Origin of the sequence: Paenibacillus sp. PSB04 (assembly GCF_025809195.1) — a bacterium.
Classification (GTDB): Bacteria; Bacillota; Bacilli; order Paenibacillales; family Paenibacillaceae; genus Paenibacillus_AQ; species Paenibacillus_AQ favisporus.
Window position 1 is genome coordinate 42,581 of sequence record NZ_CP081301.1, and the last position, 24,828, is coordinate 67,408.

Sequence of the window (24,828 nt, forward strand, 5' to 3'; positions counted from 1 at the left end):
TCAACCTACTTTGTTTACTTTAATATCACCGATAAACGCGCTGACGTTAATTTTGATTTTTTTGCGCGCTTCCTTGTAATACGGCGTACGGGTCGAAATGTTGCCCGCAAATCCGCTCCGCGATTCGTTCAGCACCGACATATCCCCGATAAAGGAGCTTGTGTTCACCGTGACGCCCAGATCGGTATCGTCCGGGATGTACACCTTGATATCGCCGATAAACGCGGAGATGTTGATTTTGGTCTCCCCATAAGGAATATGCGCCCGGGTCAGGTCCAGTACCGTGTCTCCGATAAATTGGGACAGGTTGGTCGGCTTCAGCTGAAAGGAATCGTGTCCGAGATAAATATCCCCGATAAAAGAGGACTTGTTGATTTTCCCGTCGTGGTCGGATTCGCTGAAAGGGCCGTGGTGGTCCCAATCATGATCCTCCGGCTCACGGAACGGTCCGCCCCGGCGGGCTTCCTCTCTGGCGTAATGCTTGTAGTATCTTTTGTAGTGCCGCTTGTACTTGTTCTTGTAGTGCTTCTTCATCCGGTCCATTTCGTCGTCATCGTCCGAATCCAAATCGTCCATATCAACGTCTTCCTCATAAGAGGATTTCGGCGGAACGCCCTGCGGTCCCTTCTCCTTGCTGTACGGAATGCCAAATTTTTCCTCAAACTGCCGGTCCAGGGACGAACCGTCAAGCTCTACCGGCTCCGGCGGTACCGGAGGTTCCGGCGTAAACGCAGGCTCCTCGGGACGGCGCTTGTCGGCTGGCGGAGGGGTCCGGTCATTCGGTTTGAAAATGACATACAGCCCGCCGATAATCAGCAGCGCAGGAATGATGATTTTAAACAGATTGCCTGGCGAGATCCAGAGCCATCCCAGATTACGGCCCAGGAAATAAGCCCCGATCAGGAGCAGGATCGCCCCGCCAAAGAATGAGCGCCGGCCCTTAGCCAGCTCTTTGAGCCCCAAAACAACCAGAATCACCGGCCAGTAATCTCCGACCAGTCCCCAGAAGCTGACGTCGATATATCCGAGCTGATTCAACAAAAATACAACTCCGATCGCAATCAGCACCAGGCCTCCAAAAAGGCGGTCCACCCATTTTTTTTGCATAACCGTATCTCCTTTAACTCCATTGTTCATATCCTATAAAGTTCGCATCGCTTGCGAATCTGATATCAGTGTACAATAATGGCGGCCAGGCCGACAGCGGCGGCGGAATGATCCTGTTCTCAGTCCCCAGACCGAGACGCATTACTTTTTTTTCCATATAAAAATAAAACACCCGCTTTTCAGCGGGTGCTTTAGAAAAATTGACGAAAGAATGATTATTGTTGATCGTTTTGTTTAAATTCTTCGTCAAACTTTTGGTTAGGTGTTTTGAAATTGCTGCTTTGTACTTTTTGCTTTTGCGTGGAAGTTGCGCTCTCGTTTCCGATTTCTGCAAACTCCTCATCAAACTTTTCGTTTGGCGTTTTGAAGTTGCTGCTTTGTTTCTTTTGCATTTGGTTTCACCTCCCTGTAGCTTGTCTGGCCGGGGATCCAAGCATCGCTTTACCCCTGTCGTAGTATGTGAAGCCTCCTGGAATTTATACCGTTCTACGGCAAATTTGAAGAATGGAAAACGATACATGTATGGCACCGAAAAAAACATTAAAAGCCCTGCAGCACCGCGTTCCGGGCCCAGGGCTTCTTTATTAAGTTCACACCGCTTCATCCAGCAGCGAAGCCGGGACGGTCTTATACGTCTGGATCGCTTTTCCCAACGTCTGCAGCATTTCCTCGCTGCATTTGCCGTTCCCCCGTTTGATCACAAACACGTCCACCTCTTTTTTCCCCCACTCCTTATACACCTGCTTGGTCGTGGAGAAATACAGGTCGATCTTACGGCCCTTGATGGCCGAACCGGTATCCGCAACAACACCATAACCGTAGCCTGGCACATAAAGGATCGTTCCGAGCGGGAACCATTTCGGATCGGCCGCGATCGTCGAAATCGTATTTTTGTCCCTGCGCACCTTTACGCCGGAATACGTAATGCCGTATGACGGATGGCTCGGATGTTTGCCCGTGGATTCATAACCCGCGGTATATCCAGTGGCTGTGACTTTGACCTTGCGGATAACCTGCTCCTGTCGCGGCATCAAGACCGGCATGGACGGCTCCTTAACGGCACCCGCCTCCTGCTGCGGCTTAACCTCGGCTTTGCCGATCGCGGGAACAGCCGCCTTGGCCGTATACTTGGGCATAAACTCATTTTGCTTAAATACGTTCTGTGCCGCCCTTTTTTTCAAATCAACCACCTGAAACATTTCCGGCTTCGTTGCATATTTTAACGGCTTTTGATAATAGTCATTGGCCGCCAGCATCGGACTCTTTGCACTTTCATTCCCCGTAACCCCGTCACTCTCCAGCAGCGAGAAGGATGCCGCATACATCTTGGGCGCCCCTGCAAGCATGCCAAACAGAAACATACAACACAAAATCCTCTGCCATGTTTTCACCTTGTTCATATGAAATCCTCCCCCTTTACTTGCGAGGATGTCCATATGTTCCGGCGTTTATACATGTAAAAGTGAAGTCGTCTCACTTTGCAGAGGATTGTGCAAGCTTATCAAGTTATCGTTTTACACGAGTTTGTGTCTTAGAAAATTTCGCGTTTCGCGATTTGTTCACGGAGCAGCGAAATCGCCTCATCCACGGTTTTGGCCCCGATGTCGCCTTCGCCGCGTTTGCGGATCGACACGGTTCCCGCGTTCATTTCGTTATCGCCGACGATGAACATGTACGGTACTTTCTCAAGCTGGCCTTCGCGGATTTTGTAGCCGAGCTTCTCATTGCGCACGTCCGCTTCCACGGATACGCCCTGAAGCTTCAGCTTCTCGGCCACTTCCTTGGCATAGCCTTCGAATGCGATGGAGACCGGAATGACCTTGACCTGCACCGGAGACAGCCACAGCGGAAGGTTGCCCGCGAAATTCTCCAGCAGGAAGGCCGTAAAGCGTTCCATCGTGCCCAGAATGCCGCGGTGGATGACCACCGGACGATGCTTCTGCCCGTCGTCGCCTACGTATTCCAGTTCGAAGCGCTCAGGCAGCAGGAAGTCCAGCTGTACAGTGGACAACGTTTCTTCCTTGCCAAGGGCGGTGCGGATCTGCACGTCGAGCTTCGGACCGTAGAAAGCGGCTTCGCCTTCGGCCTCGAAGAACGGGATGCCTGTTTCTTCCACAACCTCGCGCAGCATGCGCTGGGACATTTCCCACATGGCATCGTTCGGGAAGTACTTCTCGGTATCCTCCGGATCGCGATAGGACAGTCGGAAACGGAAGTCGTGAATGCCGAAGTCCTCATACACCTTCGTGATCAGCTGAATAACACGCAGGAATTCTTCCTTGATCTGATCCGGACGGCAGAAAATGTGGGAATCGTTCAGCGTCATCGCGCGTACTCGGTGCAATCCTGTCAGTGCTCCGGACATCTCGTAACGATGCTGCATACCGAGCTCGGCGATCCGGATCGGCAGATCGCGGTAGCTGTGCATTTCGCTCTTGTACACCATCATATGGTGCGGACAGTTCATCGGACGGAGCACCAGCTCTTCGTTGTCGAGCTCCATCTTAGGGAACATGTCCTCTTGGTAATGCTCCCAGTGGCCGGATGTCTTGTACAGTTCTACGTTACCGAGAACCGGCGTGTAGACATGCTGGTACCCCAGGCTTTCTTCAAGGTCCACGATGTAGCGCTCGAGGGTGCGGCGCAGCTTGGCGCCTTTCGGCAGCCACATCGGCAGGCCTTGTCCCACCAGCTGGGAGAAAGTGAAGATGTCGAGCTCTTTACCGAGCTTGCGGTGGTCGCGCTTCTTGGCTTCCTCAAGGAAGTGAAGATGCTCATCCAGCTGCGCTTTCTTGACAAAAGCGGTTCCGTAGACCCGCTGCAGCATTTTGTTCTTGCTGTCACCGCGCCAGTAGGCACCGGCTACGCTCATCAGCTTGAACACCTTGATTTTGCCGGTGGAAGGCAAATGCGGTCCGCGGCACAGGTCGAAAAATTCGCCCTGCTCATAGATGGTGATGACACTGTCCTCAGGCAGCGCGTTGATCAGTTCGAGCTTGTAGGGATCCCCGAGCTCGCCGAAAATGTCCAGCGCCTCTTTGCGGCTGACTTCCTTACGGACGATCGGCAGGTTTTCGCCTACGATACGCTCCATTTCTTTTTCGATCTTCTGCAGATCTTCCGGATTAAGCGGATGCTCCAAATCCATATCGTAGTAGTATCCGTCCTCGATGACAGGTCCGACGCCGAGCTTGACCTCTTTGGCCCCGAACAGGCGCTTCACGGCTTGGGCCGTCAAGTGCGCTGTACTGTGGCGCATCACTTCGAGGCCTTCCGGCGAATCGAGCGTAACGATTTCCACCGCGGCTCCTTCCACGAGCGGGGTGGACAAATCGACCACGATGCCGTTCAATTTCCCTGCGGCCGCATTTTTCTTCAGGCCGCTGCTGATCGAAGCGGCGACGTCTTCAATGGTGCTTCCGTCCGCATATTCGCGAACCGAGCCGTCTGGCAGTTTGATGCTTACTGACACGTTGTATTCCTCCTTGGTATTTCGGCGGACAGCCGCCCTTTTCAAAATCGTACAGGCAACGCAAAAAAACACCCATCCCTATACAAGGGACGAGTGTTTGTACCCGTGGTTCCACCCAACTTCGACAGACCTCCATATTCCCTGTTGCCAGTAAATACGAGATGGCTGTCCTTCAGCATCAGATAACGGAATGACCCGGCGGCTTATACTGAGCTTCCCCGACTGATCAAGAATCCGGGTAAACAGGTTCCAAACCGCAGCTGTAGAGGGGTAGACCGAAGCCGGAATTCGTGAGGAAATTTCAGCCAAGTTCCCTCTCTCTGACCGTCCGTATCTTCAGGTCCATGTCTCTGTCGACGCTTTTATCGAATTATGTGTAATTATAAATCCCTGTCCAGCGGCGAGTCAAGCTATATCTTCCCCGTTTCGCGGAAATAGGCGTGGCAGTCCGGGCAGTAACGGCAAATTTCCACCCGCTCATCGAAAATCTGCATCAGCGTGCGAACGACGGTCATATGCGGTTCCCGCGTATGAATGACGATTTTGGCTGGGGACACGGAAATCAGCGTCGTGACGACCGTATCCTCCATTTGCAGGTCCTGCTGGTCCAGCCGCTCCACCACGACGCCTTCATCATGACGGTACTCCAGCGGTCTTAAGTCACCGTCCAGCACGAGCAAATCCTGGCCTCCCTTATGAATGACATGGGCGATCGGCACCTGCGGCTGCTGGAAATAGACGAAGTATTTCAGAATGCTGACAAACTCCTCATACTGCCGGTCCATCAAAAACTCATCCACCGCGTACTCCACGACTTCCTTCAGCTCTTTAATGTAAGCAGCGGCACGAAAGGTCAGAAAACCGTCGACATGGAGCAGCGGCCGTTCGCTCAGGCACTGCTTGATGCCGCGAACGAGCATATCGTAACGGCGGGACCATGCGCCCCCTTCGGAGCTTTTTTCCAGGCTCATCCGGCAGTGCTTCAAAATTTGCTCTTTTTCCTCCGGATCGGGAAAATCAAAATCATCGGCCAGAATCTTCTCGATCAGCCGCTGCTCTTTTTCCTGCAAAATATAATGGGCCACCGTCTTGGCGGCAGCGGCGTACACCTGCTGCAGATGATGCTCCTTAAAGAACCGCGGATCGTCCTCCCGGCAGCTCCACAGCATCATATCCTCATGGACCGTACAGCTGATTGCGAGTGATTTGTACTTGTTATGTAAAACCTGGTTCGCTTCCGAAACCATGCGCTTATATTCCTCCGCTTCCCGCGGACTAAAGGTTCGGGCTGCTATGCTGAACAGTTCCATGGAGAACACTCCTTTCAAATTCCTTCTTACAAAGTATATGTTTTAGCCGGGGGGATATACGGGAGGGATCGATGGAAAACAGGCTAACATTTCTCAGTTAAAATCGACATGAAATGCTTGGTAAATGGGGGTTTCCGCTGAATAAAAAAGGTACCTTTTGCCGGGAAATAATAAAGGGCCTCCCCCTTTGAACACCAAAGGAAGAGGCCCCTATTCATATCTGAAATCGATGGGTTGTCAAGCCAGCCGGCCCGCAGCCTTGACCTTTACGAGCAGTGCGTTGCCCGGCAGGTATGCAAGCGGAATATCCTCGGAAAATACGACCTGAACCGTATCCCGCTCCGCCCCGGCTAGGACGGCCTGCTGAATGGCATGGTTCTTCGCATCAAGCATCGCTTCGTCATACGTCATCTCGTCCAGCGCGTAGATCCGCTCGGTCTCGCCGCTGACTTCCCCGAGCGCGGCGCCGATGGCGTTGGCGGCGTCGTAATGGTCGGGTCTGACAATCCGCGCGACGCCTTCAAGACGGTCTGCCACAAGGATGCTGCCGCCGCCGACAAGCACGACGTCGACCGGATCGGAGCTCGTCTTCATGCGGTCGATCGCGTCCTCGATGTCGCGCGTGATGATGCCGTCCGCCTGGCGGCACACCGTCTCGTTCAGCCCGGCTGTGTCTGCGCCGTTCCAGGCGTGGCGTCCGAGCTTCACGGCCACGTCGGTGGCCGTCAGCGTGTCGCCGCCGAAGATCCGGCCGCGCTGCAGCAGCTCGTAGCCGACGCTGTCCGGCCCGACGGTGACGCCGCCGGCTGCGTCCTGCCGCACGATCGTGCCGCCGCCGATGCCGATGGACAGAATGTCCGGCATCCGGAAGTTCGTGCGCACGCCGCCGATCTCGACCGCGGCCGAGGATTGGCGCGGGAAGCCGTGGGCGAGCACACCGATGTCTGTCGTCGTGCCGCCGATGTCCACGACGAGCGCGTCGCTGAGGCCTGACAGATGGGCCGCGCCCCGGATCGAGTTGGTCGGACCGCAGGCGATGGTCAGGATCGGGTAGCGCAGGGCGTAATCGCTGCGCATCAGCGTACCGTCATTTTGGCAAATGTAGACACCGGCCTGGATGCCAAAGCTCTCCAGCGCCTGCTCAAAGCCGCGGACGACGCCGGCAATGACGTTCAGCAGCGCAGCGTTCAGAAGCGAGGCGTTCTCGCGCTCCAGCAGTCCAATGCTCCCGATCTCATGGGAGAGCGTTACCGGCGTGTTCTCGCCGAGCACCGCTTTGACGATCTGCATCGCCCGCTTCTCCTGCTCGCCGTTGACCGGGGAGAACACGCCGCAGACCGCGACCGCGTCCACTTCTCCCCGCATCCGGCCCGCCACTTCGGCAATTTGTGCCTCATCCAAGCCGACGATCGCCCGGCCGTCATATTCATAACCGCCGCTCACCACATACGCATGCGGGCCGACCGCCGCCTTCAGCGCATCGTCCCAATCCGCAAGCGGCGGCACCGAGGTCGTTGCCGGGGCGCCGATGCGAATCAGACCGACCTTCCCCAGGTGCTTCCGCTCGACGATGGCGTTGGTGCAGTGCGTCGTTCCAAGCATCGCATAGCGGATCCGGGCCGGATTCACGCCGCTCTCTGCGAGCAGGCGGCGGATCGACTCCACGATTCCCTCGTTGACGTCGCGAGTCGTATGAACCTTGACCGTGTGCACCGGTCTCAGGCTGGAATCGAGGAGAGCCGCGTCCGTATTCGTACCGCCGACGTCGATGCCGATCCTGTAGAGGTCTTCGCCGCCGCCAAGTTTCTCCCTACCGGATGGAATCACGATATCGTTCAACGGACTGCTCATATTACTCACGTTCATCGGATTACTCATGAGCCGCGCCTCCTTTCCCTTCGGCCAGAACTTCAATCGGCACGTATGACGTGTCGTAACCGAAGTATTGCGGCCCGACCGTCTCCAGTCCCTTCGGCGTACGCCATTTTGGGTCGCATGGGAAGCCGACGGCCGTCACGCGGGCGCCGTATTTCAGATTTTCCGTCGTAATCGGCATGCCCGTGTCCTGATCCAGCAGCGCAATGAGGTCCGGCGTCACCGCCAGTGATTTTCCGTCCTCCGTTGCCAGCAGGAACTCGTTCTGGAAAAAGAGCTTCATCGTCCGGCCCTTCTGTGCATCCGTGCCATCGAATACCGCCTCGCCCCGCGTAAATCCGCCCTCCGTGCGGCGGCGGATATCCACGGCTTTGCCATGGAACAGCGCATAACCGCTCAGCTGCTTGAGCAGCGCTTCGATCGGGTTCTGCTTCCGCTCTTTGGACAGATACAGCGTCCGTCCGATTTCATAGGCTTGTGTCAGCGTATTGCGTACCACGCTGCGCTTCGCTTGGGCCCCTGTGACCGGATAGTCGCAGATCGACGCCGATCCGCCCATCTGAATCGTCACGGCCCGCGCCATCCGTTCCTCCCAAATGCCGTCGACGGCATGCATCAGCACAGCGTTTCCGCGTTCGTCCGCCATCGTAATCGGGCTGCAGTCGTACCCGTCGAGGTAGAACGTCACCATTTGCGACTCCGGAAAAGCGCGGCCCATGGCGTCGGCGTCCAGCATCGGAATGCCGCGCTCCGCCGCCGCGATGACCGGCACGAGCGAGTTGCCGCCGCCTACCTCGATCGGCATGATGGCCGTCACTTTACGGCCGAGCTCCCGCTCGAGGAGATCGAGCGGCTTCGTCATCTGCTCGGCGGACGGAATTTTCTCGTTCATGACGGTCGGCGCACCGATCATCGACAGCGGCACGACCAGGTCGTCATCCGCCAGCTCGTCCGGCTGCAGGAGCCGAACCGGACCGTATTTGCGGATGGCCTCGATGGCCATCAATTTACCGATATGGGGATCGCCGCCCCCTCCGGTCCCGAGCACCGCCGCACCGACGGCAATATAATGGACGGCTTGCTCGTCCAGTTCCGTTAACACGTTGTTGTTCATGATGTAGATTTATCCTTTCTTACTTGCAATTTTTCCAATGATCCACTGTACGATAAAGGCAAAAACAAAGGCATCCAGCGCAGGGACGCGCGTCAATTGGAAGAGGCCGAACCCGTCCGGTGACGGTGTGGTCATATAAGCGAACAGCGTAGCCAAAATCCAGACAACCAGGGAACGGAAAATCCAGTTCCGGTTGCGGTCCAGCCCTTCAAACGTAAATTTCTTCCGGTCCACCAGCAGATACTCGGCAGTATACAGCCCTCCGATCGGCGACACGAAGCTCGTAATGACATTCAGGAACGACAGGAATTTGTCGTAAATGCCGAAGACGGCAAGCGAGGTGGCGATCAGTCCCGCAATGACGGTGATCCATTTTTTCGGGAACTTCTGAAATACGACCGAGAAGCCGAGCGACGCCGAATACAGGTTGTTCGTATTGGTCGTCCATTGCGCCAGTGTCAGAACGATGATGGCCGGCAGTCCGAGCCCGAGGGCGATAAAAATGTTCGTCAAATCGTCGGTGTCCATCAGCCGCGAGAGGAAAATCGCGATAATCGTCATCAAGCTGTTGCCGACGAAAAATCCGATAAATGCGGCCGTCACGGCATGCATCGGCGTGCGCGCCCAGCGCCCGATGTCCGGCGAGAGCACCGTACCGACGATAAAGATGCCGATGACAAGCGAAATGGCGATGCCCATCGGAATCGGAGCCCCGGCAATCGGTTCCCATATCGCCGATGTTCCTTTCGTCTTAAACGCCGCTACGATGGCGACGCCGATAAAAATGACCAGCAGCGGCACGGACCATACGCTGAGTCGCTCGATCGAGCGATAGCCCCAGATGGCTGTCGACATCATCAGCAAACCGCCGACAAAGGACAGCACGCCGAGCGGCAGGTCAATCCCCAGCAGCTTGTCAAAAGCGGTATGCATGTTCGACGAGAAAAATCCGACCTGCACGCCGAACCAGCCGAGCGAGAAAATTCCGAGCACGATCGATACGATGCGCGCACCAACGTTCCCGAACAGAAACCGGCTGATCATCGCGGTGGACAATCCCGTTTTCGCCCCGACATAAGCGCAAAGCGCGCCGATCAGACCGAGGATGACCGAGCCGACGATGGTTGCGGTCAGCGAGTCCGCCAAATTCATGCCGTTGCCAAGCTCCGCGCCGAGAAACATGGCTGACAGGTCGATCCCGATCGCGATCCAGACGAGCGACATGGACAACCATTTTTTGCGCAAATGCTGGGGAACGGGTTCCCTTTCAAAATCCTGTGTACTGCCTTCACTGCCGATAACTTGACTCGCTTCACTCATGTAAACCCATCCCCCTGTTGTACAATCTTCTCGGTGAGGTGACCCGCCTTACGAACGCACGCCGCTCCAGAAGGTCTCGAAGGCGTTGTTCACTTTGCGGGTGTACACCTCTTTGGAGGTGTAGTAGAAATATTGCATGCTCAAACCGTCCATCAAGTTCAAAAAAGCGTCCACGAGCTGCTGCACTGGCTGCTCCCGGACTGCCCCTTCCTCAATCCCCTGCACGATCCACCGTTCGACCGCCTGTGTCAGCAGCTCATCGGCCTGCAGAAATGCCTTCTCGATCGTCTCCTTCAGAAAGTCCGGCGGGAACAGCACGTACCGCAGCACGAACATGCTCGCCTCCGGATGCTGCCGGTAAAACTCCGATTGTCTGGACACCGCGCCGTACAGGCAGTCCCGGGCGCTCATCGCCTGCTTCTCCTCCGACAGCTCCTGAATAAAAGCGTTGTACGAGAGCATCGCTTCGCGAAAGACCGTCATAAACAGATCCTCTTTGTTTTCGAAAAAGGCGTAGATCGCCGGGGTTTTGACCCCGACTTCCTTGGCGATTTCGGAAAGGGCCGTTCCGTCGTACCCTTTTTCCCCGAACAGCCGCAGCGCGGCTTCCTTCAGCTTGTTTCTGGTCATGAAATATCCTCACACTTCCTGTTTAATTAACGTTAATTAAGTAAACTATACAAAATAACGCATAAAAATACAACGCTATTTTTTTAAGAATCCAGAGGAAGAATAATGGAAACCTGCACCGGTACGTCCCCTTGGCCTTTTGTACAACACAAAAAACCGCCTCGCATAAGCAAGGCGGCCGGTTGTATCAAGAAATATGGAATTCGTTCTAGTTCTGCATGACGAAGTCGCGTTCCACCTGGGAACCTTCTTCAAAGACGCGAAGCGTTTCGTATCTCGTGTTCCGCTGCGCCGGGATTTTACCTGCTTCGCGGATCAGCTGCAGGATGGAAGTGATGTTAACCTTATGCACCGCACCCGCGGAGGACACGACGTTCTCTTCCATCATGGTGCTGCCGAAGTCGTTGCAGCCGTAGCTGAGGGACAATTTGCCCACTTCCGGTCCCATTGTGACCCAGGAGGACTGCAAATTCGGCACGTTGTCCAGCACCAGGCGGCCGATTGCCACTGTCTTCAAATACGCTTCCGGCGTTTCGCGTTCCCGCTTCAAGCCCGTATTGTCCGGCTGGAACGTGAACGGAATAAAGGCGAGGAAGCCTTTCGAGTCGTAACCGTTCGCGATGCATTCGTCCTGCGCGTCGCGGATGCGCAGCATATGCAGGGCGCGCTCTTCCATCGATTCACCGAAACCGATGACCATCGTGGCCGTCGTGTTCATGCCGATTTTGTGCGCCATTTGCATGACGTCCATCCAGTCGCGCCAAGTTCCTTTATGCCGGCTGATCTTGGAGCGGATCCGGTCGTCGAGGATTTCGGCGCCGCCGCCCGGCAGGGAATCCAGTCCCGCCGCTTTCAGCTCGCGCATGACTTGTTCCAGAGACAGCCCCGACACTTCCACCATTTTGCGGATCTCCGCCGGCGAGAAGGAGTGCATCGTGATGTTCGGGAACCGCTGCTTGATGCCCTTCAGCAGGTTCGTGTAGTAATCGAACGGCAGGTACGGGTTCGTTCCGCCCTGCATTAGAATTTCCGTGCCGCCCACGTCTTCGGTTTCCTTGATTTTTTGGAAAATCACTTCGTCCGGCAAGGTATACCCTTCTTTGTGGCCTGGGACACGGTAAAATGCGCAAAATGTGCAGTATGTATCGCACACGTTTGTATAATTGACGTTCCGTCCGATGACGAAAGTCGTAATTGGATCGGGATGAACCCTCTTCATCATGATATCGGCAGCATGACCCATTTTCTCCACTTCATTGCTTTCGAACAATGTCACGCTGTCTTCCAAATTCAGGCGTTCGCCCCGCAGTGCTTTATCCAGAATACGGTCAACCGCACTCATATTTGGCAGCCTCCTATCATATGTGAATTTTGTAACATAAATTAAAACATGACCAATACCATCTTAACACAATTGGCGCACAGGGCAAACGAAATTCATAGAATCCGTTGGCCGAACGCGGGCTGGCAAGCGTCGCGGGCTGGACGAAGGAAAGGCACCGCCGAAGCGGTGCCTGCTTAATGATTTAACCTTGAAGCGCCTGATCCAGATCAGCGATCAGATCGTCGACGTCTTCGAGGCCGACCGAGAAGCGGAGCAGCCCGTCGGTAATGCCGCGCTCCAGCCGAACCTCTGCCGGCATTGCCGCATGGGACATCATCGCCGGATAGGACAAAATGCTCTCCACCGCGCCCAGGCTGACGGCCACGAGCGGGATCTGCGCGCGGTTCAGCACCTGTTTGGCCCGCTCGCCGGAGCCCACGTCAAACGAGACGACGGCCCCGTAGCCGGTGGACTGCTTCTCGTGAATTTCTCTGCCGGGATGATCGATGAGCCCCGGGTAAAAGACCTGCGTAATATCCTGACGCCCTTTGAGCCAAGCGGCCAGTACGGCCGCGCTCTCTTCGCTGTGCTTCATGCGTGCCTGCAATGTTTTCATGCCCCGCATCAGCAGCCAGCTCTCCTGTACGCCCAGCACCGTTCCCAGGCCGTTTTGCAGCTGCTTCAGCTGGCGGCCGATTTCCTCGGTACGGGCGACGGCCAGACCGGCCAGCACGTCGCTGTGTCCGCCAAGGAACTTCGTGGCGCTGTGCAGTACGATATCCACACCCACCTCGATGGGACGCTGGTAATACGGCGTCATAAACGTGTTATCGACCATGGTGAGCAGATCATGCTCTTTGGCCCACTTGGTGACGGCTTCGATATCGGTTATTTTCAGCGTCGGATTCGACGGGGTTTCCATATATACAGCCTTGGTGTTCGGCTTCAGCGCAGCCTTCACCTGTTCCAGGTCGGTCATGTCGACGAAAGTGCTCTCAATGCCGTGGCGGTTCAAAATGCTTGTAAGCAGGCGGTAGGTTCCGCCGTATACGTCCTCGGTCACGATCATGTGGTCGCCGGCCGACAGAAGCATAAACGTGCTCGAAATGGCCGCCATGCCCGACGAATAGGCGAACCCGCGCACCCCGCCTTCGAGCAGGGCAATATAGTCTTCCAGCGCCTGGCGCGTCGGATTGCCCGAACGGCTGTAATCATGCACCGGCGGATTGAAGATATCTGCATGGTGGAACGTAGACGCCTGATAGATCGGCACGCTGGAGGCTCCCGTCACACCATCGATTTCCGAGCCGAAATGGAGCAGCTTGGTCGCGAATTTCCGCTCCTGCTTGCTTTTATCCTGATGTCCTTTGCCCAAATCACTCATCCTTGGCTGCTCCCTTCCACTTCCTTGATCGCGGCATCCAATGCGCCGCCCAGATCCGCAATCAGGTCATCGATATGCTCGATGCCCACCGAGAAACGGAGCAGGCGGTCGTCGACGCCGACGGCCTTGCGGATTTCTTCCGGTATATCGGCATGCGTCTGCACGGCCGGATAGGTCATCAGCGACTCGACGCCGCCAAGGCTTTCCGCAAAGGCGATCAGCTGGATGTGGCGAAGCACGGGCTCTACGTACCGGGCATCCTTCACCTTAAAGGAGAAGATCCCCGTATTCCCCCGGGACTGCCGGCTTTGGATGTCATGTCCCGGATGGTCCGGAAGCGCCGGATAGAACACTTCGGCAACCGCCGGATGCGTCTGGAGGTACTTGGCCATCGCCGTGGCGTTGCTTTCATGGCGCTCCATCCGCAGGGCCAGCGTCTTCATTCCTTTCATGAGCTGATAGGAATCCGTCGGCCCGAGCACCGCCCCGATGGAATTGTGCAGAATCGCTATTTCCTCGGACAGCTCTTTGCCCTTGGTCACGATCAGGCCTGCAAGGACATCGTTATGTCCGCCCAGGTATTTGGTCGCGCTGTGTACGACGATATCCGCGCCGAGCTCGATCGGCCGCTGGAAGAACGGCGTGAGGAGCGTATTGTCCACGATGGACAGCAAGCCGTGACGGTGCGCCCAATTGGAGACGGCCTCGATGTCCGTAATCATCATGAGCGGATTCGTCGGCGTCTCGATAAACACCGCTTTCGTATTCGGGCGTCTGGACTGTTCCAGCTCGTCCAGATTGTTGGTGTCGACATACGTCGCGGTAACCCCGTATTTGGAAAGGATTCTTTCCAGCAGGCGGTATGTACCACCGTACAGGTCCAGCGAAACGATCAGGTGATCGCCCTGGCTGAACAGGGTGAAGATGGTTTGCAGCGCAGCCATGCCTGAGCTGCAGGCAAAGCCGGCGTCGCCGGATTCCAGCTTCGCTGCCGCGGCTTCGAGCACTTTGCGGGTCGGGCTGGCGGTCCGGGCGTAATCAAAACCGGTGCTTTGCCCAAGCTTCGGATGGCGGAAGGCGGTTGCCTGATAAATCGGGAAGTTTACCGCTCCGGTCACGGGTTCTTCAACGGAGCCGATTTGGGCCAATCTGCTTTCAATTTTCCATGGTTCCTTTTCCATATGCGTATCCTCCTGTAGGGTCAACTAAATTTGCGGCCAGACTTCAAGACTCTCCCCGATATCATAAGGAGTCTCCTGATATACATAGTAATTCAGCCAATTTGAGAATAATAAGTTGGCATGCGAGCGCCAGATGGCGAGCGGAGCCTGATTCGGATCGTCGTTCGGGTAGTAGTTGACCGGAATTTTCATGTCCATGCCTTTCGCGATATCGCGCTCATACTCCCATTTCAGCGAATCCGGATCGTATTCGGAGTGGCCTGCTACAAAGATCTGCTTGCCGTCCTTGCTTGCTACCATATGAATGCCGGCTTCCTCTGACTCCGAGAGGATCTCCAGCTCCTCCACATGCTCGATATCCTCGCGCCGCACCTCGGTGTGGCGGGAGTGCGGTACATAGAATACATCGTCGAAGCCGCGGAGAAGCTTCACGTTGTTCTTCATCACCCGGTGCGGGAATACGCCGAAGCATTTCTCCTTCAGGTCCCACTTCGGAATGCCGTAGTGGTGGAACAATCCGGCCTGGGAGGCCCAACAGATATGCATCGTCGAAGTGACGTTCGTTTTGGTCCAGTCCATAATTTCGCGGAGCTCATCCCAATAGTTCACGTCTTCAAAATCCATTTTTTCGACCGGCGCCCCGGTGATGATCATCCCGTCAAAACGGCGGTGCTTCACTTCCTCGAACGTTTTGTAGAACGACTTCAGGTGCTCCGAAGGCGTGTTCTTGGAAATATGGGAGCCCGGATGAAGCAGCACAATGTCGACCTGCAGCGGCGAGTTCCCAAGCAGGCGGAGAAGCTGGGTTTCTGTCGTTTCCTTGGTCGGCATCAGATTGAGAATCGCGATGCGCAGCGGACGGATGTCCTGGTGATACGCTTTGGTATCGTCCATGACGAAAATATTTTCCCGGGTAAGAACTTCTTTCGCCGGTAAAGTGTCGGGAATCTTGATCGGCATCGTTATCATCTCTCCTTTTTTCTGAAAACCGCGAAAATCGTAGCTTGAGAAGAAGCCGAGTATACAAAAATGACCTTTCCCATACAAAAGAGAAAGGTCATTACACGCTCATTACCGCGCCTCTCTCATCTGTCAGGAGACAACGCCCAAAGGCCGCTGCCATGCTCCTGCAAGAATTAGCACCGTGCGTAAATACCGCCGGTTGCCGGGTTTCATCGGGCTAGTCCCTCCACCTGCTCTTGATAAGATTTCGCTGTATTCAATTTTACATTGTCTTGTTCCTTACTTTAAATCATAAGCCCATCCTTCGTCAAGACGCGGATTTGTCATTTTCGGCAGCATATCGTGCACCGATCGAAGGTCGCTTCCATACCCTGTTATCGGGACCTGCCGGCCGCCATTTTGTTCTTGAAAGGAATAAAACCCGGCGTTATACTAGACAAGTGTTTCATACCCCGATATGACTGAGGTGACATGAAAGATGGAAGGCGACCCGAGCCCGAAGCTGAATGCATGGAAAACACAACTGCATAGACCTGAGATCAGCTTGCCGGCAGAGGGAAGTTTTCGTTTTCATGCCCGTACGTTTATTCAGTACTCCCCCAAATCCCGCTGACCGGCAGCGCTGATTTCTTTTCTATGCTCAAACATCTTGAGCAAGGAGTGAAGTCATATGAAAATCCGGTTGGTAAACGAAGGAGTATTTACTCCGATCGATGACCTGCAAACTGTACTAACCCCACCTTTGGCCGGCTTTTATTGGATCGACGCCGACGTCGACGACCTCGCGGAGCTGCAGCCGCTGTTTTCGCTGCATGATCTGGCGGTTGAAGACTGTCTCAGCGAAGAGGAGCAGCGCCCGAAGATCGAAATTTACGAAAACCATTATTTTATCGTGGTCAACAGCATCCGGTTTGACGATGAGGAGATTTTTCTGCGCGCACTGAACGTTTTCCTCGGAAGACACTTCATCATTACGGTGACGAAACAGAAAATCAACGAGCTGCGGACGCTGAAGCCGATCCTGTGGGAACAGGAAGTCAGCGGACCGGACCGTTTTCTGTACCTGCTGATCGACCTCGTGGTTGACAACTACTTTGTGGTCGGCGACCGGATCGAAGCCAAAATCGAGAAGCTCGAAGAAGACATTCTCATGCACACGAAAAAGTCCCATTTGAACGAAATTATCGGTCTGCGAAGCGAGATTCTGTGGCTGAAAAAAGTGCTGGGTCCGCAGAAGGATGTCATCAATACGTTAAATAAAAAAGACCTCCGGCTGATTGACGATCAGCTGCAAAAATATTTCAGCGACATTTACGAAAATGCGGTCAAAATTTCCGAAACATTCGATACGTACCGCGATCTGATGAGCAACTTGCGCGAGGCCTACCAGTCAAGTATCGCCAACCGCGCGAACGAGATCATGAGAGTGTTTACGGCCATGACCGTGATCTTCATGCCATTGACGATCATTACAGGAATCTATGGCATGAACTTCGATAACATTCCGGAAATTCATTGGAAATACGGTTATTTCATGATCCTCGGCATCATGCTCGTCCTTGGTCTCGGCATGGTTGTCATTTTCAAGAAAAAAGACTGGATTTGAAAGTCAGCGCATCACCCCATCATCATGCAATGGATAACAGGACGAAGGAGACGGCCGCATGCGGTTAGAGCCTTCGTCCTTTTTGCATGGTCACCATCCGTAACTCCGGCGGGGAAGCATACCGTTCACCCCACGCTTCTGCGGCTGCCGGGCTGCCGGCGGAACCGGATGCGGATCAGCCGGATCCGCTCATAACGCTGCTCCATGCCGCTTCCCGAGGCGGCATCCTCTCCGTATACTTGCAGCAGCACCGGCTTCAAGAGCGCGTCGCCCAGCTCCTCCAACGCGGCCCACACCCGCTCCTGCTCCTCGTTCGGCACCTCCTCCAGCTCGCTTTGGATCAGCCGCTCGGTATCATACCCTTCCTTCTCCAGCTGCTCCAGCGCCTCCACCAGGTCTCTGCGCGGCAGGCCGCATTCCTGTTCCAGCTGCTGCAGGTTCATCCCCTCATAAATTCCCTTCAGCATGGTGCGCCGGGTACGGTATTTATCCAGGTCCTGCTTGTACTTGTGCTCTTTCTGCTTGTAGGTCCACGATAGATATGACTGGTCGTCCAGGGCATCATACACCCAATCCAGCGGAAATTCGTGGCTGCGCTGCACCGTTCCCGCAATCTCGATCAGGTCGGCTCCGTACTCCGACGCCTTGCTCTCCCCGACGCCTGGAAGCTGCAGCAGCTCTTCGATCGTATGCGGCACGAAGGCACTGATCAGACGGAGCACCCGGTTGCTGGCGATAAAATAAGGAGCCTTGCGTTCACTGGCCGCCTTCCTTCTCCGCCAGGCGGTGAGTTCGGCGTACAGCTCCTCGTTGTTGTGCAGTTCACTGTAGCAGTACAGCTTCTGTACAGCATGGCTGCGGCCCTTCAGCTCCTCTTCCTCATGGAACGTGCCGTCGATCAACGGGCGGAATCCTTCGCCGAGTTTGACCGCAAGGCCGTGCCTGTAAATGTACAGCATCTCATTCCAGGATCCGCCTTCATACCAAGCGGTATCCATTGCTTCCCCGGTCATCTCCAGATCTCTCCACCCGAGATGCCAGGTTCCCTCCTCTTCGCCGATCCATACCTGCGCGAGCTTTTCTCCCTCGCTTCCCGCATCCTTCACAAGTCGGTTCATAAAAACGATTTGCATGTTCACCAATTCCTCCATCCACGTAGGGTAATCAGCACAACGCAAAAAAGCACCTCTCTTAAATTAAGAGAGGTGCTTCCCCATTCGTGCAGATGTGCTGTTATAGTTGATCATACCATATTATGTAAAATGGTCAATGGGTTTTTCGCCAAATCTCCGAAATAATCAGCTCCTAAGAAGCTTTCAATTCAACTGAATTAGAACTTAGCCATTTGGATTTGGACAAAATACAAGCCGTTGTCCCTTCACAAGCCGTCGCTGAATTTCATTCCGGTTCATCGTAAATGCCCGGATTACTTGGTAAAAAGTAAATCATGCGATTCCAATCCGAGAATTTTCCTGGATACCAAGGCAACTCCGCCAAAGAGCGTTAATTCATGAATATGGTGGTCAAGCGAAATAATTTGTGTGGAGCCAAGCGGATCAAGTGAAGAATATTCTTTAATAATCCCGTCTAGTAGGTATGGGAAAAAGGCGATAAATCGTGAGGAAAGGAACACAGCATCCGGAGCGCTGTATTGGATTAAATTATAAGAGATTTGTGCAATGGCTATGACCCATTCCTCCATGATAGCCGCAATTTGTTCATCCTTGATCTCCATTAAAAGAATAAAATCCTCTAACGTAAATTCTGGTTTGTTTTTCAATTTGCCGATCCGGTCAAGCACCGCTTTTTCGGAATAAATTTCTTCTAAACGCCGATTTTTTTTATTTTCCGACATGATAATGGATCGTCCGATTTCGCCGGACAATCCGTTTAAGCCTTTATACAGGCGTCTCTCGATAATCGTTCCTACGCCTATTCCGTTATGAATGTTTAAGGCTAGAATGTTATCGAATTGAATATCCTCGGTATGGCGGTAAAAATCCCGGATATAAATCGCCGTAAGATTGGCTTCATTTTCGATGATAACAGGAACGTCGATCAGCTCCTTCAACGCATCGATCAAATCAAAGGACTGAAAGTCCAAGAACGGACTATACAGGATCTGATTGTCCAGTACCGGCGCGTGAAGCGAAATGGAGATTCCAACCAATCCGTTAATCGTATCGTACTTTTCCAAATTCAAAATCACGTTTTTCATCAATGCAAAAATATCTCTTACTTTGTTCGTATATAATTTAATGGAAACATGGTGAATAAGCTCGCCATTAATGTAGTTGACGGAATATCTTAAATGATGAATGCCCATATCGAAAGCCAGTACAAACCCATACTTACGATTAAAACGTATTAAATTGGGCCGACGCCCCCCAATGTTGGATGCTTCCCCCGTTCCCAGCTCTTCAATCAAGCCTTGGTCTTGAAGCTCGCGTACGATGGAAGAAACCGTGGACTTTTGAAGATTGATTTGGTCGGCTATTGAACTTCTAGACGTCTGATCAGTATTAAATAGAGTTTTTAATACCAATTTTTTGTTATTTTCTCTCATAACATCCTGATCAGTTTTCATAATCATTTGTTGTAATCCCTTTCAAATGTTATCGTACTTAGAAGTATAGCATATTAATTAACATTACTACTAAGAAAGAGCTGGAAGTCATATTCTTCCAGCTCTTTCTTGGGATCCTGATTAATTATTTATCAAGCTCTTTATACGTAAAATAATCGAAATCTGCCGGCAATTCATAACCGGAATAATCAACATTAGCCATCCCGACAAACGCTCCCGTAAAAAATCCGCCGTAGGACTGTACCACGTAATCGTCGGACAAAATCGCAGCATCCAGCGTTACGTCGATATCCGTCCACTGTTCGCCGTCAAAGGAATAGGCGTAGGTGTACGTTTCTTTCCGGACCTTCGCTTTAAAATGCACGTATTCCGCATGTTCGGGAACTTTAACGGCTTTATCCTTCAGAAAGCTCGTGAGAACGCCACGGTCATTTTGCGTCACTTCAATGACGCGTCCATTGATTTCGTTCCATGTCACATGGATCATCGACCAGTGTCCCGTATTGTAATAATTAACGAGGCCGGCCATCTGCTGGAAGGTGTAAGGCGAATACGCGACTGCCGTCTGTGCGTCGAAATAAAAGGACTGCCAGCGTCTTGCGACAAGCGATTGCTCGTGCTCATTGGTTAAGGAGCCTTTGCCGAACAAGCGTAAGTTCCCCGGCTTTTCCGTCAGAGAACCCATTCGCTCGTCAAACGGAACGCGCAGCGTGCTAAAATTGATATTTAATGCCGCGGAATCAAAATGATCCGTTTCCGGATAGGTCGGCGCATATTTCGTTTCCGTGCAGCCTTTAGGAGCTTCGACAAACCGGCTTCCCTGCTTGCCGCCTACGATATAAGGCCATTTTTCCTCGTTCCACTCCACTTTTTGAATCGCCGTTTCTCTTCCCAGCGTGCACCAGCCGCGCGGATCGCGGATCGATTCGGTCTCACGGTGCCAGGGGCGTCCCGTCAAATGCGCGAAATACCATTCGCCCGACGGCGTATCCACCAGTGAGCCATGGCCGCATTTTTGCAGCTCCCCGTCAGGCGAATCGAACGCGGTCAGGAATACGTCGCCAGGCTGCGTTTCGTAGGAGCCGAACAGTTCTGCCGAACGGGCAACCACCTCTTGGTGGGTATAAACCGTTCCGCCTTCCGCGCAAAATAAATAATAATAACCAAATAGTTTATAAATATGAGGGCCTTCCACCAGCTTAACGTCGGTCCCTTTATAAATGATCTTTGCCGTCTCCGGAAGCAATCTTTGCTGCTCAACCGAGTATTCCGTCAGCTTTATGCCGTTAAACGGATGGCGATACTCGCGATGATCCCACTCCATCTGGACAAGATATTTTTTCCCGTTGTCGTCATGGAACAGCGAAGCGTCAAACCCCACTCCGTTCAGCTTAATCGGATCGCTCCAAGGGCCTTCGATGCTTTCGGCGGTAGTCAAGTAATTGGTCATGTCCTTAAAGGCGCCTTCGGTTACTTTCACGTCGGTATAAACCAGCCAAAATTCCCCGTCGGCATAGGACAGATCTGGTGCCCAAATGCCTGCCGAATCCTTATTCCCTTTCATATCCAACAGCGTCCTTGTGGAGAGCGGGTGCGTAATCAGCCGCCAGTTGACCAAATCCTTTGATTCGTGGATTTGCACGCCCGGAAACCATTCGAAGGTTGAGGTTGCAATATAATACGTATCGTCAACCCTTACGATGGACGGATCTGGATTGAACCCCTTTAATACCGGATTTTCGATTTGCATAAAAGTATCCCCCTGATCTATTCAATCTTTCATTTCGTGAAATCGTGTTCAAAATCACCTATAGATGCTGCAATTCTTTTAGTGAACCTCTGGTTGGCCGTGAATAGTGTTACCTTTACGCTTTCATTTCAGCGCGTTTTGCGTCAAGTTGTTTGTTAATGCTGTCAACGTCTTTATCAGACAATGGATAGAATCTCATCACAATCATAGCAACAACAGCAAGAGCAGCAGGTATCCAAATAGCAGTCGTATTAATTCCTGAGACGGCGAGAGCTGTTTGGTGATCGGCATGTTCGTCAAATCCGTAAGCGGCAAGGAACCACAGTGGAACGGCACCGCCAATCGTGAAGCCAATCTTGAAGAACAGCCCCATAATCGCGTTGATAATAGCCGCATTACGTTTCCCCGACTTCAACTCGCCATATGAAACCACTTCAGGAACAAGCGCCCACATGAAACCAGTCGCTGAAGTTAACCCCCACTGCTTGATGAATGTTGAAACATACGCTAACCAAAGTTGATCGTGCATACCGTCAAGACTCCAAACCCAAGTCAGGATTTCGCCGGCCACAAACATACCGAGGAAGAAATAGAAGAAGCCCTTTTTACCCAATACTTTCTTAAGTTTTGGCCAGAATGCTGCAAAAGCGATACCAGGTATGGAGGCAATCAGCCCCACAGCCCCCATCCACTCCGAGTGATCGACAGTGTATTGGTTAAAATATCCGTTAACCGTATTCATGAAGAACATAAATGTAAATGCCAACATGAAGAACATTCCCAAGATAACCAATGGCTTATTATTCTTAAATTCAACAAAGAAATCAGAGACTTTAACATGTGCCGATTGTTCAGCATTGGCGACAACGCGTTCTTTCGTCAGCTTGTAGCAGAAGAACAGCGCAATGGCTCCAATAACCATATAAACGGCATAAACGCCAAACCAAGCATGACCTGCAGAAGGGTCAGTGTAAGTTCCCATATGAAGTTTTAGTCCAAATAAGCCAGTGTCTTTGAGTTCACGATCTTTTGGGGCAGCCATTTGAACAAACATTGGGAACAATGTATAGACAAGTAGATTGGCACCGTTTGCAAGCATCATACGCGTCGTTGTGATTTGGTCTACAGATTTAGGATCACGGGTTAATGAAGCGTTCAACGAGCCGTAAGGAATATTGACGACGGAATAAACCAAGTCAAGCAAGAGATAAGTGATGAAGGCATAGGGCACAGAATCGCGAATCGCAGGAATCGGCGCAAACAGCAGTGCAGCCAAAATAACGAGCGGAATGCCTGCACGAAGTAGCCAAGGACGATATTTACCTGCTTTTGATGAGCGTTTATCGACATAGGTTCCGACCATTGGATCCCATATAACATTGATGATACGGACTATGGCGAAAATAAAACCTGCTGTTGCTGTACCGATAGCATTGACAGTCGTCATGTAGAGGGCAAGGAAGCCTCCAACTGTACCAAAGACAAGGTTTTGAGCAAAGTCTCCAAAACCGTAGCCAAGACGTTCAGCAAGACTAAGCTTGTGATACTCATTTTGCTGAACTTTATTTGTGTTATCGCTCATGATGAAAACTCCTTCTAAGATGTAAATTTTACCACCATATTAGATTTACTTTTTACTTCACTAAACTTCTAAACCTCGTTAATCCTCTCACTTCGTTAGGGGAAAGATGGGAATACGAAACCAAATAAAAGCCCTTACATTTTCACGAACTCACATAAAGCTTTTATTATTTTTAAATAAAAAACAGCTCAATTTCTTATTCATCTTCCCACTCATTATTGTTCCCCTGATAAATTACACCCTTGAACTTACATTAGTTCGTTCATCAAACCAACTAATAATAAATTTAACACAATCATTATCAATTTTCAACTTCATGATTTATACATTTATAATATTCACTACTTTTGGCACGATTTATTAATCATCTCGGAGCAGCTCAATCGGAAGAGAAACTCCAAACGAAAAATGTTAATACCCTGAAATCATCCCTCTAGACAATCGTTGAATTCGCGACCCAATATAACATTGTATTTGTGTCCAGTTTCACCCATCTGTATCAGTCCAGAAAACATAAAAAACCCGTAATTATTTATAAATACGGGCTCAAACTTATAATTTCTGTTATTTTTCCTGTCACGTGTAAAAAATTCTACCGAAATGATTCAGGGATGCGTCTAAATTTCATCCGGCATAAACGCAAAAAAGAGGGCCTTTCAGCCCTCTTTTCTTATTTCTATTCACCATCTCATGAAAGCCCGTCAGTCAATCAAACCTTAGGCTTAACCTGCAGCCAGCGCCTTCTTGGCGAGCGCGAGCGCGCCGCACAGGCCGGCGTTGTCGCCAAGCTGAGGCGGAACGATGTAATTCTCGATATCGTCCATGATGGCTGGAACCTGTACGTAGCCGTTCAGCTGTTTGCGCAGCTCGGCATGAATCAGCGGGAACAGCTGCAGCTGTTTCATGACGCCGCCGCCCATGACGATTTTTTGCGGAGACAGAATCAAAATGTAGTTCATCAGCGCCTGAGCGAGATAGTAAGCTTCCATCGCCCAAGCCGGATGGTCGGGGGTCAATTCCGCACCCGGAACGCCCCAGCGTTTGGACAAGGAAGGTCCTGCTGCCAGCCCCTCCAGGCAATCGCCATGATATGGGCAGAAGCCTTCGAATTTGTCCTCCGGATGACGGCGGACCAGAATATGTCCCATTTCCGGATGGGACAGGCCATGGATCAGCTCGCCGCCCACAACCGCACCAGCTCCGATGCCCGTGCCAACGGTAATGTACAGGCAGCTTTCGAGCCCCTGGGCTGCTCCCCAAGTCGCTTCGCCCAAGGCGGCCCCGTTCACATCGGTATCAAATTCGATCGGCAGATCGAAGTGAGAGCGCAAATGTCCGACCATATCGAAATTGCTCCAATAAGGTTTCGGCGTCGTCGTAATCCGTCCGTATGTAGGACTTCCCTTCACCGGGTCAATCGGCCCGAATGAACCTGCTCCGATCGCCGCGATGTTTTTGCCCTTAAAGAAATCGACCACCTGGGCCATCGTTTCCTCCGGCGTCGTAGTCGGGAAGCTGATCCGTTCCACAACGGTACCGTCCTCTTGGCCGATTCCGCATACGAATTTCGTTCCCCCTGCTTCAATTGCTCCTAATAAACTCATCGTAGTCGTTCCCTCCTGC

The 24,828-nt window shown here is 52.6% G+C and carries 19 protein-coding genes and 1 riboswitch; of the genes, 1 reads left to right on the top strand and 18 read right to left on the bottom strand.

All coding sequences use genetic code 11. The features are described from left to right. From liaF to metA, 13 genes are all read right to left on the bottom strand, one after another. Positions 1 to 1,107, bottom strand: coding sequence for a cell wall-active antibiotics response protein LiaF (gene liaF, locus K2F33_RS00190; protein WP_212982711.1), 1,107 nt, complete (start codon positions 1,105 to 1,107; stop codon positions 1 to 3). A 215-nt stretch (positions 1,108 to 1,322) separates the two neighbouring features. Continuing rightward, on the bottom strand, positions 1,323 to 1,499 hold the full coding sequence (locus K2F33_RS00195; protein WP_163878701.1) for a hypothetical protein: 177 nt from the start codon (positions 1,497 to 1,499) through the stop codon (positions 1,323 to 1,325). A 198-nt stretch (positions 1,500 to 1,697) separates the two neighbouring features. Continuing rightward, entirely contained in the window at positions 1,698 to 2,243 is a 546-nt protein-coding gene (locus K2F33_RS00200) for a 3D domain-containing protein (protein ID WP_116232664.1), read from the bottom strand. A 395-nt stretch (positions 2,244 to 2,638) separates the two neighbouring features. Beyond that, positions 2,639 to 4,579, bottom strand: coding sequence for a threonine--tRNA ligase (thrS, locus tag K2F33_RS00205; protein WP_089545737.1), 1,941 nt, complete (start codon positions 4,577 to 4,579; stop codon positions 2,639 to 2,641). Positions 4,580 to 4,989: 410 nt separating this feature from the next. Further along, positions 4,990 to 5,889 (bottom strand): putative sporulation protein YtxC, encoded by a 900-nt coding sequence (locus tag K2F33_RS00210; protein ID WP_076170644.1) that lies wholly within the window; start codon positions 5,887 to 5,889, stop codon positions 4,990 to 4,992. A 237-nt stretch (positions 5,890 to 6,126) separates the two neighbouring features. Further along, positions 6,127 to 7,767, bottom strand: coding sequence for a hydantoinase/oxoprolinase N-terminal domain-containing protein (locus tag K2F33_RS00215; RefSeq protein ID WP_263880700.1), 1,641 nt, complete (start codon positions 7,765 to 7,767; stop codon positions 6,127 to 6,129). After that, a complete protein-coding gene (locus tag K2F33_RS00220) occupies positions 7,760 to 8,878 on the bottom strand; it encodes an S-methyl thiohydantoin desulfurase family protein (protein ID WP_263880701.1) in 1,119 nt (372 codons plus the stop codon). Before K2F33_RS00220 ends, K2F33_RS00215 begins: the two co-directional genes overlap by 8 nt. A 9-nt stretch (positions 8,879 to 8,887) precedes the next feature. After that, entirely contained in the window at positions 8,888 to 10,198 is a 1,311-nt protein-coding gene (locus tag K2F33_RS00225; protein ID WP_144025425.1) for a cytosine permease, read from the bottom strand. 48 nt (positions 10,199 to 10,246) lie between these two features. Next, positions 10,247 to 10,828, bottom strand: a complete 582-nt coding sequence (locus K2F33_RS33610) for a TetR/AcrR family transcriptional regulator (RefSeq protein WP_076170646.1) — start codon at positions 10,826 to 10,828, stop codon at positions 10,247 to 10,249. A 208-nt stretch (positions 10,829 to 11,036) separates the two neighbouring features. After that, on the bottom strand, positions 11,037 to 12,170 hold the full coding sequence (gene mqnC / locus K2F33_RS00235) for a cyclic dehypoxanthinyl futalosine synthase (protein ID WP_089545734.1): 1,134 nt from the start codon (positions 12,168 to 12,170) through the stop codon (positions 11,037 to 11,039). A 184-nt stretch (positions 12,171 to 12,354) separates the two neighbouring features. Next, complete coding sequence (locus K2F33_RS00240) at positions 12,355 to 13,536, bottom strand: aminotransferase class I/II-fold pyridoxal phosphate-dependent enzyme (protein ID WP_263880702.1); 1,182 nt, start codon at positions 13,534 to 13,536, stop codon at positions 12,355 to 12,357. After that, complete coding sequence (locus K2F33_RS00245) at positions 13,533 to 14,717, bottom strand: PLP-dependent transferase (protein WP_263880703.1); 1,185 nt, start codon at positions 14,715 to 14,717, stop codon at positions 13,533 to 13,535. Before K2F33_RS00245 ends, K2F33_RS00240 begins: the two co-directional genes overlap by 4 nt. Before the next feature lie 24 nt (positions 14,718 to 14,741). Next, positions 14,742 to 15,677: a homoserine O-acetyltransferase MetA gene (metA, locus tag K2F33_RS00250; RefSeq protein WP_076170650.1), complete on the bottom strand. Its 936-nt coding sequence runs from the start codon at positions 15,675 to 15,677 to the stop codon at positions 14,742 to 14,744. Positions 15,678 to 15,799: 122 nt separating this feature from the next. Next, positions 15,800 to 15,926, bottom strand: a riboswitch (SAM riboswitch). A 424-nt stretch (positions 15,927 to 16,350) separates the two neighbouring features. Here metA and corA point away from each other — a divergent pair. Further along, a complete protein-coding gene (gene corA / locus K2F33_RS00255; RefSeq protein WP_076170651.1) occupies positions 16,351 to 17,286 on the top strand; it encodes a magnesium/cobalt transporter CorA in 936 nt (311 codons plus the stop codon). Positions 17,287 to 17,411: 125 nt separating this feature from the next. Here corA and K2F33_RS00260 read toward each other — a convergent pair whose 3' ends face one another. From K2F33_RS00260 to K2F33_RS00280, 5 genes are all read right to left on the bottom strand, one after another. Then, on the bottom strand, positions 17,412 to 18,419 hold the full coding sequence (locus tag K2F33_RS00260; RefSeq protein WP_263880704.1) for an HRDC domain-containing protein: 1,008 nt from the start codon (positions 18,417 to 18,419) through the stop codon (positions 17,412 to 17,414). Between the two features lie 293 nt (positions 18,420 to 18,712). Beyond that, a complete protein-coding gene (locus K2F33_RS00265; protein ID WP_263880705.1) occupies positions 18,713 to 19,879 on the bottom strand; it encodes an ROK family transcriptional regulator in 1,167 nt (388 codons plus the stop codon). Positions 19,880 to 19,997: 118 nt separating this feature from the next. Next, positions 19,998 to 21,623, bottom strand: coding sequence for a glycoside hydrolase family 43 protein (locus tag K2F33_RS00270; protein WP_263880706.1), 1,626 nt, complete (start codon positions 21,621 to 21,623; stop codon positions 19,998 to 20,000). A gap of 115 nt (positions 21,624 to 21,738) precedes the next feature. Beyond that, the gene (locus tag K2F33_RS00275; RefSeq protein WP_076170656.1) at positions 21,739 to 23,205 is read right to left on the bottom strand and encodes an MFS transporter; all 1,467 of its coding nucleotides are present in this window, start codon (positions 23,203 to 23,205) and stop codon (positions 21,739 to 21,741) included. Positions 23,206 to 23,927: 722 nt separating this feature from the next. Beyond that, positions 23,928 to 24,809 carry an ROK family protein gene (locus K2F33_RS00280; protein ID WP_212982704.1) on the bottom strand — a complete coding sequence of 294 codons (882 nt, stop codon included), beginning with the start codon at positions 24,807 to 24,809 and terminating at the stop codon, positions 23,928 to 23,930. Positions 24,810 to 24,828 lie beyond the last annotated feature (19 nt).

Excerpts from the sequence above, each read along its gene's own strand:
- liaF (WP_212982711.1), bottom strand. The coding sequence starts at position 1,107 with ATGCAAAAAAAATGGGTGGACCGCCTTTTTGGAGGCCTGGTGCTGATT.
- K2F33_RS00195 (WP_163878701.1), bottom strand. The coding sequence starts at position 1,499 with ATGCAAAAGAAACAAAGCAGCAACTTCAAAACGCCAAACGAAAAGTTT.
- K2F33_RS00200 (WP_116232664.1), bottom strand. The coding sequence starts at position 2,243 with ATGCCCAAGTATACGGCCAAGGCGGCTGTTCCCGCGATCGGCAAAGCC.
- K2F33_RS00210 (WP_076170644.1), bottom strand. The coding sequence starts at position 5,889 with ATGGAACTGTTCAGCATAGCAGCCCGAACCTTTAGTCCGCGGGAAGCG.
- K2F33_RS00215 (WP_263880700.1), bottom strand. The coding sequence starts at position 7,767 with ATGAGTAATCCGATGAACGTGAGTAATATGAGCAGTCCGTTGAACGAT.
- K2F33_RS00220 (WP_263880701.1), bottom strand. The coding sequence starts at position 8,878 with ATGAACAACAACGTGTTAACGGAACTGGACGAGCAAGCCGTCCATTAT.
- K2F33_RS00225 (WP_144025425.1), bottom strand. The coding sequence starts at position 10,198 with ATGAGTGAAGCGAGTCAAGTTATCGGCAGTGAAGGCAGTACACAGGAT.
- K2F33_RS33610 (WP_076170646.1), bottom strand. The coding sequence starts at position 10,828 with ATGACCAGAAACAAGCTGAAGGAAGCCGCGCTGCGGCTGTTCGGGGAA.
- mqnC (WP_089545734.1), bottom strand. The coding sequence starts at position 12,170 with ATGAGTGCGGTTGACCGTATTCTGGATAAAGCACTGCGGGGCGAACGC.
- K2F33_RS00240 (WP_263880702.1), bottom strand. The coding sequence starts at position 13,536 with ATGAGTGATTTGGGCAAAGGACATCAGGATAAAAGCAAGCAGGAGCGG.
- K2F33_RS00245 (WP_263880703.1), bottom strand. The coding sequence starts at position 14,717 with ATGGAAAAGGAACCATGGAAAATTGAAAGCAGATTGGCCCAAATCGGC.
- metA (WP_076170650.1), bottom strand. The coding sequence starts at position 15,677 with ATGCCGATCAAGATTCCCGACACTTTACCGGCGAAAGAAGTTCTTACC.
- corA (WP_076170651.1), top strand. The coding sequence starts at position 16,351 with ATGAAAATCCGGTTGGTAAACGAAGGAGTATTTACTCCGATCGATGAC.
- K2F33_RS00260 (WP_263880704.1), bottom strand. The coding sequence starts at position 18,419 with ATGCAAATCGTTTTTATGAACCGACTTGTGAAGGATGCGGGAAGCGAG.
- K2F33_RS00265 (WP_263880705.1), bottom strand. The coding sequence starts at position 19,879 with ATGATTATGAAAACTGATCAGGATGTTATGAGAGAAAATAACAAAAAA.
- K2F33_RS00270 (WP_263880706.1), bottom strand. The coding sequence starts at position 21,623 with ATGCAAATCGAAAATCCGGTATTAAAGGGGTTCAATCCAGATCCGTCC.
- K2F33_RS00275 (WP_076170656.1), bottom strand. The coding sequence starts at position 23,205 with ATGAGCGATAACACAAATAAAGTTCAGCAAAATGAGTATCACAAGCTT.
- K2F33_RS00280 (WP_212982704.1), bottom strand. The coding sequence starts at position 24,809 with ATGAGTTTATTAGGAGCAATTGAAGCAGGGGGAACGAAATTCGTATGC.